Genomic DNA, 13076 nt, shown 5'->3' on the forward strand with positions numbered 1-13076 from the left:
ATGAAGCTGCGCCTGACCCTGATCCAATGCCCGCCCGCGCAGGGTGGCGACATCGCCCGCGATCTCGGCACCGGCCGGCTGGTGATCGGCCGCGGTCCCGATTGCGACTGGGTGCTGAACGATCCGGAGCGGATGCTGTCCAAGATCCACTGCATGGTGGAGTTCAAGGGTGGCGTCTACATCGTCATCGACAGTTCCACCAACGGCGTCTTCCTGAACGACGCGCCGACCCCCATCGGCCGCGGCAACTCCGCCGTGGTGGGCGAGGGCGACCGGCTGCGGATGGGCGGCTTCGTCATGCGCGCCGGCTTCGCCGCGGAGGAGGCGCCGCCCGCCAACGACCCCTTCCTGGCGGTGCTGCGCGGCTCCGACGAACCGGCGCAGTCACCGGCGGCCTCGCCCGAGGACGATCCCTTCGCCCTGCCGGCCTTCGGCCGCGGACCGATGTCGGTGATGCCGATTCCGGAGGATGACGACCTGTTCGGCGACCTGCCGCAGCCGGACACGCGCTGGGGCGGCAATTCGGCTGGCGGCTGGCAGCCGACCGCGGCCGGAAACGCCTCCGGCGGCGATCCCGACTGGCCGGGCTCCACCCAGACCGACTTCTCGCCGGACAGCCTCGGCACCATCCGGGTGTCGACCGGGCAGGCGGGATTCGGCGCCGCCAAGTTCGATGCCGGCTTCGATGCCGGCTTCCACAAGGGCAATGGCGGTTCGTCGATCCCCGACGACTGGCTGGACGATCCCGTCGACCTTCCGCCGGCCACCCAGCCGTCGAACCCGCCTGCAAACCCGCCCGCCATTCCGCCTGACGATTGGGCCGACGAGCCGCTGGTCCCGCCGGCCTTCGGCGCGCGTCCGTCGCCCTTCGCTGCGCCATCCGTCAACCCGGTTCCCGCCGATCCGGCCGCCGACGCGCTCAGCCGCGCGCTGGTCGATGTCGTGCTGTCGCTGGTGCGGCGGCAGGCGGCGCTGGAGGCCATGCTCGGCCTCGACCCGGACGACACGATGGCGCAGGGAGACTCGATCCTGCGCCGCGCCGTGGATGCCGACGACGCGCTCGCCCGCCTGCGTGCCCTGCCGCTCGCCGAGGCGGAGGCGCTGTTGCAGGCGGCGGTGTCCGACGGTGCGGCCCACCAGTCGGCCCTGCTGGCGGCGGTGCGCGAACTGACGGGGGAAACCGCCGACGGCGGCACCCGGCTGGCCGCCCTGTACCGCCGGCTCCTGCCGATCCACCGCCACGCGCTGGGCGGCTGACCGGCGGGACGGAACCCATGGCAACGACCATCAGCCTGCGAGAGGGAAAGCGCCCATGAGTTGGGACGACAAGGTCATCTGGTCCGAAGGCATGTTCCTGCGGGCGCAGCATTTCCAGCAGCAGGACCGCTATGTCGAGCGGCTGGTGCGCGGCCGTGTCGGCGGCATCCGCCCCTTCGCCTGGGGCATCAGCGAACTGACGATCAACCGCGAGCTTCTGGCCGTCGGCAAGTTCGCCGTCCTGCGCTGCAAGGGCATCCTGGAGGACGGGACGCCGATCAACATCCCCGACGACGACGATCCGCCGCCGCCGCTCGACCTGCCGGAAACGCTGGCCAACAGCATCGTCTATCTGGCCCTGCCCATCCGCCAGCGCGGCGGCGTGGAATTCGAGGTGGGCGAGAGCGCCGACGCGGCCACCCGCTATGTCGGTGAGGAGACGGAGACGGTCGACGCCATCGCCGGGTCGGCCAGCGTGTCGCGCATCCGCACCGGACGGCTGCGCCTGCGCTACCGGCTGGAGCGGCAGGAGCGCGCCGGCTACCACTGCCTGGGCCTCGCCCGCATCCAGGAGGTGCGGTCGGACCGCCAGGCCACGCTGGACGAGCGCTATATCCCGCCGGCCCTGAACGTCCAGGCGCTGGCCCCGCTGGCCGGCTTCGTCACCGAGATCCAGGGGTTGCTGAACAGCCGGTCGGAAGCGCTGGCCGCGCGTGTCGGCGGGTCCAACGGGCGCGGCGCCGGCGAGATGGCCGACTTCCTGATGCTGCAGGTCGCCAACCGCTCGGAACCGCTGTTCGCCAACATCGCCCGCATGCCCGACATCCATCCGGAACGGCTGCACGGCATGATGCTGGGGCTGGCCGGCGAACTGGCGACCTTCACCGCCGTCAACAAGCGGCCGCCCAGCTTCCCGCCCTACCGCCACGAGGATCTGCAGGGCACGCTCGAACCGGTGATGGCGGAGATCCGCCGCTCGCTGAGCGCGGTGCTGGAACAGACCGCCATTCCCATCGACCTGCAGGAGCGCAAATACGGCATCCGCGTCGGCACCATCGCCGACCGTTCGCTGATCACTACGGCGACCTTCGTGCTGGCGGTGCGGGCGGACATGCCGGGCGAGGCGTTGCGCCGCAACTTCCCCGCGCTGGTCAAGATCGGCCCGGTGGAGCAAATTCGCGAACTGGTCAATGTACAGTTGCCCGGAATCCGAGTAAGGCCGCTGCCTGTCGCTCTGCGCCAGCTGCCCTACCATGCAGGTGCCGTGTATTTCGAGCTCGAACGGGGTAGCCCGATTTGGAAACAGCTTGCAACTTCGGGCGGAATCGCGGTTCATCTAGCGGGTGATTTCCCCCAGGTGGCGATGGAGCTTTGGGCGATCCGTGGCTGAAGCATCACCTTTTCCTGTTGTAGGGACACCATGAGGCTGGGCGGGGTGCTGGCCCTGCGCACCGGTGCCGTCATAGCGGCGACGGTCGCGACCGCCGTGCTGTTGTCGGTTGCGTTGTCGGGACTGAAATTCGAGCAAAAGTTGCGCGAGGTCGCCGGATCCCGCCTGACGGTGGTGGCGGACGAGATGCGGCGCCGGGTCGAATACGGCCTGACGCTGGGCCTCGACCTGTCCGAGCTGGTCGATCTGCAGGCCCAGGCCGAGCGTGCCGCGTCCGGCGAGGAAATCCTCGGCGTCGAGGTGGTCGATGACCGCGGCATCGTTCTGTTCGCCGCCGACCGCAATGCCGTAGGGCAGCCTACGCCGGTCCGCTGGAAAGAGGACGCTTCAACCGGAACTCTGCGCCGGCAGATCGAGGGCGATGTCCTCATCCTCGGCTCGGACGTGCGCAACAGCTTCGGGCAGACGGTGGGGCAGGTGATCCTGCGCTCCTCCCTGACCGGGCTGAAGTCGCGGGTTGCGGCGGTCGAGGAGGGGTTGCGCGGCAGCATCCTGGCGCTGGTGGGGGTCGCCGCGCTGGTGACGCTGGCCGCCGTCTTCGTCGTGGTGCGGCAGCGCGGCGGACGCGGTGGATTGGCCGACGGCACTGCTCCGCTGGGCGTGGTGCGCGACCGCCTGAACCACGGCATCGCCGAGGCCGATCACGCCATGGAAGACCTGGAACGCGAATTGGACGCCATGGCGCCGAATGCCCCCGGACCACACCCAGCGAAGGGCGCGGTGACATGAGCGACCCGGCCCGCAACGCCCCTGCCAAATCCGCCGCCAAATCCGCCGCCAGGCCGACCAAGCGGCGCGATCCGATCAGCGCACTGGTGCTGCGGCTGACCATCGTCACGGTGGCGGTCCTGCTCCTGGCGGCCGGCGCGGCCTCCTGGCTGTCGCTGCGCAGCTTCGACCCGCTGTTCCAGCCGGAACTGGCGCGCAAGGCGCAGACGGTCGGCGACCTGATGGGGGCGCAGATCGACCGCGGGCTTGGCGTGCGCATTCCGCTGGAGCGCATGGCCGGCCTCGATGCCCTGCTGGCGGCGGAGGTCGAGCGCCACGACGACATCGCCTACATCGCGGTGACCGACCCGGCCGGACGCATCGTCGCCGCGGCGGGCGGACCGCTGGCCGGCATCACGGCGCTGTCGGCTGACCGGCTGACCGGCCCGGCCGACGGCCGGCTTGCCCGCGGCTTCGTCGATGTCCTGCGCCCGCTGGGCGACAGCGCCAGTCCGGCCGGCGGGCTGCATGTCGGCGTCGACAGCGCCTTCCTGGCCAAGGCCTCGACCGATCTGGCACTGGACGTGCTGTCGGTGGTCATCGTCTCCGTCCTGTTGATCTTCGAAGTGCTGCAGCTGGTGGTGAATCTCGCCATGCGGCGGGTGCTGACCCTTCGGCTGCTGGCCGACCGGGCGGAGGAGGGCGATTTCCGCGCCACCCTGCCGGAGATACCGGGGCCGCTCGCGGCGACGGAGGACCGGGCGCTGGAAGGCGGCGTGCGCGCCGCTCTGGACAGCGTGAACGCCCGCTATGCCGGGCTTGCCGCGCGGGTGGCGGAGCTTCGCGGCCGGCTGGGCGGCGACGACCCGCGGGTCGGCCGGGCCGAGGCCGGGCTGTCGGCGCTCGCCCGCCGCTTCCGCTTCCGCGATCCGGACTCCGCGCGCCCGCCGCCGACGCCGCTGAACCTCGTCTTCCTGCGACTGCCGGTCTTCCTGTTCTGCCTGTCGGAGGAGCTGTCGCGCCCCTTCCTGCCGGCCTATGCCAAGTCCTTCGCCGGCGAGGTGCCGTGGCTGACGCCGGACATGGTGGTCAGCCTGCCGATCACGCTGTTCATGCTGATCTGGGCGCTGTCGCAGCCGGGCGGCGCCCGCTTCTCCGAACGCTGGGGCCGGTCGCGCGCCTTCACCATCGGCGCGCTGCTGGGCTCCGTCAGCCTGGCGCTGACCGCCTTTGCCGGGTCGCTGGCAGAGCTGATGCTGTGGCGCTGCCTGACCGCGCTCGGCTATGGGCTTGTGCTGATCACCGCGCAGGGAATCGTCGTCGACCACACCACCCCGCGCAACCGCGCCGCCGGCATGGCCATGTTCATCGGCGCCCTGCTGGCCGCCGGCGTTTGCGGTCCGGTCAGCGGCGGCATCATCGCCGACCAGATCGGCTTCCGCGCCACCTTCCTGCTGGGTGCGCTTCTGGCGCTCGGGTCCGGCCTGTCGGTCAGCCTGCTTCTGCTGCGCGGACGCGGTGCGGCGCAATCTCCTGCCGCTGCCGGTGCGGCGTCCCGGCCGGCGATGGGCAGCGCCTTGCCGCTGTTCCGCGACTTCCGCTTCTCCGCCCTGATGGTGCTGAGCGCCATCCCGACGAAGATCGCATCCACCGCCTTCCTCTTCTGCCTCGTGCCGCTGCTGCTGACCGCCGACGGCGCGTCGAAGGCGGAGATCGGGCGGGTGCAGATGATGTATTTCGTCGCCTTCATCCTGGTGTCGCCGCTGGCCGCCAGCCTGTCCGACCGATGGCAGGCGCGGCGCGGTTTCATCGCCCTCGGCGGCATCGGCACGCTGGCGAGCTGCCTGCCGATCGTCGCCACCCAGGCGATGTGGGGGCCGCCGCTGGCCATCGCCCTGTTCGGCCTGTCGCAGGCGCTGGTCGGTGCGCCGCAGCTGACGCTGGTTTCGCAGATCGCCCGCGACGGCGGCCTGCCGGAAACCGCGGCCATCGGCTGGTACCGGCTGATCGAACGGCTGGGCGGCGCGCTCGGCCCCGTCACCGCAATGGCGGTGGCGGTCGCCACCTCCTACCGCGAGGCGATGCTGAGCATCGGCCTGCTGTGCGGGGTGAGCGCGCTTCTGTTCTGGATCCTTTTCCGCACCGGGCGTCCGGCAACTCCCGCCGCCCGGCCACAGGAGGCATGACCGCGATGAGAGTCGACGAAAGCGATCTCCTCCGCATCCGCCGCCGCTCGCTGCTGCGCCTCGCCGCTGCCGGCGGGCTGGCCCTGCCCGGACTGCCGCTGGCCGGCAACTCGCTGATCGGGACGGCGCTGGCCGCGACGGTGCCCGACAAGACCTTCCGCATCACCATGGTGCTGGGCCGCGGCGAAAGCGACAACGAGTTCGGCTTCAAGGATTATCTGGCCCGGCGCGGCCTGAAGGTGGACTACACCATCCGCAACACCGGCGGCGACACCGCCAAGCTCCCGGGTATCATCCAGGAGATCAAGGACACTCGGCCCGACCTCGTCTACAGCTGGGGGACGCCACAGACCAGGGCTCTGGTCGGCCCCTATGACGCGGCGGACCCGCAAAAGCACATCACCGACATTCCGGTGGTCTTCACCTTCGTCGCCGCTCCGGTTGACGCGAAGATCGTGCCCGACCTCGCAGGGTCGGGACGCAACGTCACCGGCACCATCCACATCGCGCCCATCGCGGTGCAGCTGAACACCATCCAGGCCTACCGCCCGATCAAGCGGCTAGGCGTGGTCTTCAACCCGCAGGAACGCAACTCCGTTCTCACGGTGGAAGGGCTGCGGGCCGAGACGGCGCTGCGCGGGCTGGAGCTGATCGAGGAGCCGGTCCCCCTGAACGACCGCGGCGAGCCGATCTCCGCCGCGGTGCCCGACGCGCTGGCCCGGGTGGCGAAGCGCGGGGGCGAGGTCCTCTATATCGGTCCCGACACCTTCATCGCCTTCCACAACCGCACCGTGGTGGCGGCGGAGGCGTTGCGCCTGGGCCTGCCGACCTTCTCGGTGACAGAGCTGATCGTGCGCACCGACAAGGCGATGCTGGCGCTGGCGAGCAGCGCCTACGGCATCGGCCGCTTCACCGCCTTCAAGGCGGCGCAGATCCTGGTGGACGGCGTCAGTCCGGCCGAAATTCCCGTGGAAACGCTGAAGCGCTTTTCCGTCATCATCAACATGGCCACCGTTCGGGCGCTGGAGTACTACCCGCCCATCGGCCTCCTGAATTTCGCGGAAATCATCGAATCATGAGCGCCCGCATCCCCATGACCCTGCCGTTCGGCGGAGCCCCCCTGTGTGGCGAGGCCGCCCGCGCGGTGGCCGCCGTCCGCCTGCAGGCGCTGGCCGCCGACCTGCCGGACGGGCTGACCGCCCGCATGATGGACCTGGACGATTCCAACCTGCTGGCCGACTTCCGCGTCCGCGTGGTGGCGACGCTGGAGGATCCCGACCATTACCGCATGGCGGGCGAGGTCGGGAACTTCGTCGCCGACCATCTGGGCGAGAAGGGGCTGACCGCCGGCATCTTCCGTCACGAGGGGCGCAGCGGCGATGGTTCCGGCGGCCGTCTGGTCGCCTACGGCGCGCTGGGCCTGCCGTCGGGCAAGGACCCCAACCGTGGCCGCGACCTCGATCTTCCGGAAGCGGAACTGCCCTGGGTCGCGCACATGTCGTCGGCGATGGTCGATCCGTCGGAGCGCGGGCGCGGCCTGCATCACCGGCTGATCGACTGGCGGATCGAGGTGGCGGAGGCGCTGGGCCGCCGGCACCTGATCACCACGGTCAGCACCCGCAACCACCGCAGCTGGGGCCATCTGGCCGGCCACGGCATCTATCCCAAGCGGCTGGTCCGCGTCGGCGGCGATCTGGTGCGCCTGCTGGTCCACCGCGATTTCACCGCCGATCCGATCTTCGACACCGCCAGCGCCGAACTGGTGGCGGTGGAGGAGCTGGCTGGACGCTGGGACGTGTTCGAGCGCGGCCATGTCTGGGGCCGCGTCGCCGTGGGCGACGGTGCCGCGCTGCGCTGGTACGCGCTGTGCGGCCGGGAAAAGGGCTCCGCTGGAGCATGATGGCACGGGGCCGGGCGGGCGCTGAGGCGCTCGGCCGGCTGGAGGGGGATGGCCGGGATGGGATCGGGCAGTTTCGGGGCGCGGCTGGCGGCGTTCATGGCGGTGGCGGTCTTCGTCTCCGCCCTGTCCGCCGTCGTGATGTGGACGCGCGAACAGGCACGCCGCCTGGACGAGGCCGTGACCTCCCAGGTCGGTTTCGTGCTGAGCGAGGCCAAGGCATCGCTCGAGACCCAGCTGAATCTCGGCCTTGCGCTGGGCGACCTGCCGCAGGTCGACGGGCTGCTGGCCCGCGCCCGCGTCGCCCTTCCCGGCATCCAGTCGGTCACCGTTCTGGACGAGACCGGCACCGTCCTGTTTTCGACCAACGCGGTGGAGGTGGGCGAGCATCTGCCCGTTCGGACCTCGGTCGAGCCTAATGGCGGCGTCAGCGGCTTCTGGTCGGAGGAGCGCGGGGACGAACGGGTCTATGGCGTCGGACTCGCCACCAGTTTCGACACGGTGGCAGGCAGCCTGCTGGTTCGCATGCCGGCCGGCGCGATGGACGAGCCGATGCGCCATTATGCCCTGACCCTTTCCATCGGCGCGGTGCTGATCGTGCTTCCGCTGGCCCTGCTGGGCTGGCTGGCTGGCCTGCGGCTTGCTGCCGGACCGCGCCGCTCGCTGTCCGACCTTGCGGCTACCCTCGAAGGGCTGGGGGAGGTCGGGCGCATCCGCGCCGAACTGCCGGCGCAGTTGGCGCACCAGACGTTAGGGCTGCCGGCCGCCGCCTTCACCGATGCGGTGCGGCGGCGCCTGACCATCCTGGACGAGGCGGAGCGCGAAGTCGCACGCCTGGATGAACTCGCATGACGACCCGCAACACCGTTCGCGGCGCATTCCGCGGCCATCGCCTGTTCATGGCCGGCATTCCCGCCGTCATCCTGCTGGTGGCCGCCCTGGTGATGGCCGGGGTCGGGTTGCTCGGCACCTGGCTGGCGCAGGACCAGCTGGGCGAGGCGCGCGCCGCCAAGGCCGCCGCGGTGGCGGAGGCGGTTCAGCATGATCTGGAACGCGCCATCGGCTACGGCATTCCCCTGCCGCGCATCGAAGGGGTGGCGGCCTTCCTTCAGGGCATCGCCAACCGCAACCCCGATCTGGGGTTCCTGGCGCTGACCGGCGGCGACGGTGTGCTGCTGCAGGGGGCGGTCAATGCCGGCGGCGGCATCGACGCTGCCGGGTTGCAGGCGCTGACCGCCGGCCTGCGCGGCCTGCCGACGCCGGAAACCCGTGCCGCGACCCTCCAGCCGATCGAGCGCGACGGCCTGCTGATCCTGCGGGTGCCGGTGCGGGTCGGCCGCCTGTCGTCGGAAGGCGGCGGCGGCGGAGTGGGCCAGCCGCCGGCCGGCCATGTGCTGGTGGGCGTCCAGCCGATGCAGGTGCGTGGTCAGATCGCCGGGGAGCTGGCGACGGTGGCGCTGGGAGGACTGGCGGTTCTGCTGCTGCTGGCCGAGCTGGCCGGCGTTCTGGCCCGTGCCAGCTTCCGTGCGCCGTTGCGCCGCCTTGCCCTTGCGATGGCGGATGCGGCGGACGGGCATTTCGCCACCCTGCTGGGCCGCCGTCCGCGCGATCAGGTCGGTCGGCTGCTGTTCGCCTTCAACGCCGTGGTCTTCGGCCTTCACGAGCGCCGCCAGCGCTTCGCCGCCCATGCCGACGAAGTGCGCGCCGCCGTCTTCGATCCGGAGGTGGCCTCTGCGGTCGAGAACACGCGACTGTCGGCTCTGACCGCCCTCGGTCCGGGCCTGGAGGCGGCGCCGCGCCGCGAGATCGATTCCCGATCCGACGATGTCCTCGCCTTCGCCCTGCTGTCGGCCGCGGCGGCGGCGATGCTGGTTCTCGCCGGCAGCCTTTCCCTGGCCGGTCCGGCGCTGGCCCTGGTGGTGGCCGCTGCATTGGTCGGTGCCATTGCCGGCTATGTCGTCCCGCCCGGCTGGCGCCGTGTCGCGGCGGTGCTGAATGCGCTGGCGCTGTTGTCGACGGCGGCGGTGCTGCTGCTCGGCGGTGCATCGCTGCCTGCCGGATTGGCCGGCGGAGTGTGCGGCGGTTTCGCCGCCGGGCTGGCGCTGTCCTATGTGCGCCGTCAGGCGGCCGATGGCGGGCAGCTTTCGCTGTTGCGGACGCTGGCCTCCGGGATTGTCGCGGCCCTCTTGTGGGCGGCGGCGGTCGGCTGGGACGGCGGGATGCTCGCGGCATCGTCGCTGTTGCCGGCGGCCTTGGCTGCGCTGCTGGCCCGCCCCATCGTCGTTTCGCGGAGCTGAGAGGCCCCCATGCTGCTTCAGACCCGCATCATCCTGTTCGTTCTCGCCACCGTCACCGTGGTGGCCGGTCTTCTTCTCGGTTTTGCCGCGCTGCGCGAGGATGCCCTCGACCGCCGTGCGCGCGAGCTTGAGCTGGCCCGGCTGGAAACCTCGTGGCAGCTGGCCGTGTCGGGCGCGGTCGGACGCATCGACCAGGGTCTCGGCCGGATGGCGGGCGACGCCGAGATCGCCCGCACGGTGGAGGCGGAGGACCGCGGCGCCCTCGACCGCCGTGTCGCGGCGCTCGGCATCGTCGCCGCCCCCGCCACCGGCGGGATCACCGACGTCAACCTGCTGTCGAAGTCGGGGGAGCTGCTCTACAGCACCGACCCGGCGCTGGAACCGCAACCGCTGCTGAACCGCGGCGCGCTGGACGCCATCCTGTCCGGTCAGAAGCTGGCGCGCGGCGTCCGTCTGGTCGACGGCGAGCGGCTGGTCGTGGTGGCCGGCGTGCCGATCTATGCCGGGACCGGGGCCGGCGGCGGGGCGGGCAGCGGGGCCGGCGTCACCGGTGCCGCCGTCGCCGGGCTGGATTTCGTCGCCGCGCTGGACGTGCTGCGGCGGACCACCGGCGGGCGCGTCTTCGCCGTGACCCGCAACGGCACGGTTTTCGACGGGCAAAGCGATCCGCTGTGGCCGGCGGTCAAGCCGCTGGTCCGCCCGGCGGAACGCAGCATCGCCACCATCGCCGGTGGCGGGCGCCGCTATGCGCTTGCCAGCCTGCCGGTCGCCGACCTTGCCGGCGGGCGTGTCGCCACCGTGCTGATCGCCACCGACGTCACCCAGGCGGTGGAGGAACAGGCTCTGTGGTCGGTCGCCTATGTCGCGGCGGTCGGGCTGGTGCTGCTGGGCGCGCTCGGCCTGCTCTACGGCTTCCTGCGGCGGAACTTCTCCACCCTCGACGGGGCGGTGAAGGCGTTGCAGGACCTCTCCCGCGGGCGCGCCATGGGCTATGTCGAACTGCCGGCCGGCAATGACGAGATCGGCCGGATCGCCGGTGCGGTGGAGGTCTTCCGCGGCGTGATGCGCGAGATCGAGCGCAGCGCCGGCCAGCGCGAACGGCGCCTGCGCCGCCAGCAGCGCTTCATCCGCCGCCAGATGGAGGCGCTGGCGGTGACGCTGGAGGAGGACGCCCGCCAGAACCTGCTGGAGGAGCTGCGCCAGATCGAGGCCGAGACCCACGACGCCCAGTCCGCCCAGTCCAAGGGCGTCGGCGATGAACTGGGGCTGCTGGCGCTGGGCTTCTCCAGGCTGGCGACGCGGGTCAGCACCCAGCAGGTGCAGCTGACCCAGATGGTGCGCGACCTGCGCGAGGCTCTCGCCGACAAGCGGCGGCTGATCAGCCTGCAGCAGGAGCTGGAGATCGCCCGCACCATGCAGCTGACCATCCTGCCGCAGGTCTTTCCCGACTTGGCCGAGCTGGACATCGCCGCGCGGATGATCCCGGCCAAGGAGGTCGGCGGCGACTTCTACGATTTCTTCCCGATTTCCGAGCACAAGGTGGCGCTGGTCATCGCCGACGTGTCGGGCAAGGGCATCCCGGCCGCCTTCTTCATGCTGATCACCCGCACCATGCTGCGCGCCATCGCCGAATCCGGCGTCGGCCCGGCGGAGACCATGCGCCGGGTCAACAACCTGCTTGCCGCGGAAAACGAACAGATGATGTTCGTCACCGTCTTCTACGGCGAGCTGGACCTGCGCACCGGCGTGCTCGCCTTTTCCAACGGCGGCCACAACCCGCCGCTGCGCATGACCGCGTCCGGCGCGGTGAAGGAGTTGGAGCGCACCCCCGGCATCGCGCTGGCCGCCATGCCCGACATGCCCTTCGGCGAGAAGAGCGTGACGCTGGACACCGGCGATATGGTGTTCCTGTTCACCGATGGCGTGACCGAGGCCTTCAATGGTGAAGAGGTGATGTATGGCGACCCGCGGCTTGTTGCCGCAGTCGGCGGGCAGGCCAATGCCTCCGCCCGCGACGGGCTGGACGGAGTGCTTGCCGACGTCGCCCGTTTCACCGCCGGTGCGCCGCAGTCCGACGACATCACCTGTCTGGTCCTGCGCTGGCGCGGGGCGGCGGAGGCGCCGACCGCCGCCGTGGCGCAGCTGGCCGATCCCGTCGCCTGATGCCGATAAATCGATGATGGCAGGCGCCCGTCCTGCCCTCGAATGCATCGTCGGACTTGCGAGGGCGTGGTATAAGCACGGGATAGGAAAGATCCTGGTAACATCCAGCTAAGACAAGGCGAGGGCAGGGGATGAATATTACCGAACAGTCGGTCAACGGCGTCACGGTGCTGCGCGCGGAAGGCCGTATCGACAGCGGCAACGCCGCCCAGTTCGAGGCGGCGCTGCTGTCGGCCATCGGGGCCGAGGGCACGCGGCTCGTTGTCGACATGGAGCAGCTTTCCTACATCAGTTCTGCCGGGCTTCGCTGTCTGCTGGTCGCCGCCAAGGCGGCCCGTGCGAAGCGCGGAGCCATCGCCCTGTCGGCCATGGCGTCGCACATCCGCGAGGTGTTCGATGTCAGCGGCTTCTCGTCTCTGTTCGAGATCCATGCCGATGCGGCTGCCGCCGTCGCGGCGCTGGGTGGATGACAGCGGGGATCGGGCGTCGGGGGTGCGTTTTCCGCCGGCTGCGGCCGGCCTTGCGATAAGGCGGTTCCCGAAAGGGGGCCGGGTGTGTGATGGGAAGTGCCATTCGGCCAAACATCCTGGTTGTTGAAGACTCGCCGGCCGTGCGGCTGTCGGTGGCCGGCTATCTCGAAGGCCGCGGTTTCGACGTGACCGAGGCGGAGAATGGCCGCGCCGCCATCCGCGCGCTGGACCGCCGCAGCTTCGACCTCATCGTCACCGACGTGCTAATGCCGGAGGTGGACGGGATCGAGCTGATCAAGGCGGCGCGCACCGCACAACCCGACGTGAAGATCCTCGCCATGTCCGGCGGCGCGCCCAACATGCCGGCGGGCTATCTCCTGAAGATGACGCGCATGTTCAATGCGGATGAGATCATCTACAAACCCTTCCTCAACGAGGAGTTGGGGGCTGCGGTTGCCCGCCTGCTCGACCAGTCGCATGCAAATTAAGCAGTTTGAAGTCTCTGCCCAATAATAGGGCGCAAAAGAAAGCGGCTTCGGTGCATGAAGCGCCGAAGCCGCAAGTGATGCGTGGAACCAACCGCTTATAGCCACGCAAAGTCCGTGCCAGAACTCTCCAGCTGGACCGTCGGCGGCCGGGAAAAATCCG

The 13076-nt window shown here is 70.5% G+C and carries 11 protein-coding genes; all 11 read left to right on the top strand.

Going from position 1 to position 13076, the window contains the following annotated elements:
* Positions 1-1257 (top strand): type VI secretion system-associated FHA domain protein, encoded by a 1257-nt coding sequence (locus tag AZOLI_RS04385; protein WP_014247376.1) that lies wholly within the window; start codon positions 1-3, stop codon positions 1255-1257.
* Between the two features lie 55 nt (positions 1258-1312).
* Positions 1313-2647 (top strand): type VI secretion system baseplate subunit TssK, encoded by a 1335-nt coding sequence (tssK, locus tag AZOLI_RS04390; RefSeq protein WP_014247377.1) that lies wholly within the window; start codon positions 1313-1315, stop codon positions 2645-2647.
* A gap of 30 nt (positions 2648-2677) precedes the next feature.
* Complete coding sequence (locus AZOLI_RS04395) at positions 2678-3436, top strand: hypothetical protein (RefSeq protein WP_014247378.1); 759 nt, start codon at positions 2678-2680, stop codon at positions 3434-3436.
* Entirely contained in the window at positions 3433-5601 is a 2169-nt protein-coding gene (locus AZOLI_RS04400; protein ID WP_014247379.1) for an MFS transporter, read from the top strand. The genes AZOLI_RS04395 and AZOLI_RS04400 overlap by 4 nt, the downstream gene beginning before the upstream one ends.
* A gap of 5 nt (positions 5602-5606) precedes the next feature.
* Positions 5607-6680, top strand: a complete 1074-nt coding sequence (locus tag AZOLI_RS04405; protein ID WP_244442520.1) for an ABC transporter substrate-binding protein — start codon at positions 5607-5609, stop codon at positions 6678-6680.
* Positions 6677-7501 (top strand): GNAT family N-acetyltransferase, encoded by an 825-nt coding sequence (locus AZOLI_RS04410; RefSeq protein WP_014247381.1) that lies wholly within the window; start codon positions 6677-6679, stop codon positions 7499-7501. Before AZOLI_RS04405 ends, AZOLI_RS04410 begins: the two co-directional genes overlap by 4 nt.
* A gap of 57 nt (positions 7502-7558) precedes the next feature.
* The gene (locus AZOLI_RS04415) at positions 7559-8350 is read left to right on the top strand and encodes a hypothetical protein (RefSeq protein ID WP_014247382.1); all 792 of its coding nucleotides are present in this window, start codon (positions 7559-7561) and stop codon (positions 8348-8350) included.
* On the top strand, positions 8347-9795 hold the full coding sequence (locus AZOLI_RS04420; RefSeq protein WP_014247383.1) for a HAMP domain-containing protein: 1449 nt from the start codon (positions 8347-8349) through the stop codon (positions 9793-9795). Before AZOLI_RS04415 ends, AZOLI_RS04420 begins: the two co-directional genes overlap by 4 nt.
* Positions 9796-9804: 9 nt before the next feature.
* A complete protein-coding gene (locus tag AZOLI_RS04425) occupies positions 9805-11958 on the top strand; it encodes a PP2C family protein-serine/threonine phosphatase (protein WP_014247384.1) in 2154 nt (717 codons plus the stop codon).
* Positions 11959-12089: 131 nt separating this feature from the next.
* Entirely contained in the window at positions 12090-12428 is a 339-nt protein-coding gene (locus AZOLI_RS04430) for an STAS domain-containing protein (RefSeq protein ID WP_014247385.1), read from the top strand.
* An 89-nt stretch (positions 12429-12517) separates the two neighbouring features.
* Positions 12518-12916, top strand: a complete 399-nt coding sequence (locus AZOLI_RS04435) for a response regulator (protein ID WP_044549680.1) — start codon at positions 12518-12520, stop codon at positions 12914-12916.
* Positions 12917-13076 lie beyond the last annotated feature (160 nt).

It is taken from the genome of Azospirillum lipoferum 4B (assembly GCF_000283655.1).
Classification (GTDB): domain Bacteria; phylum Pseudomonadota; class Alphaproteobacteria; order Azospirillales; family Azospirillaceae; genus Azospirillum; species Azospirillum lipoferum_C.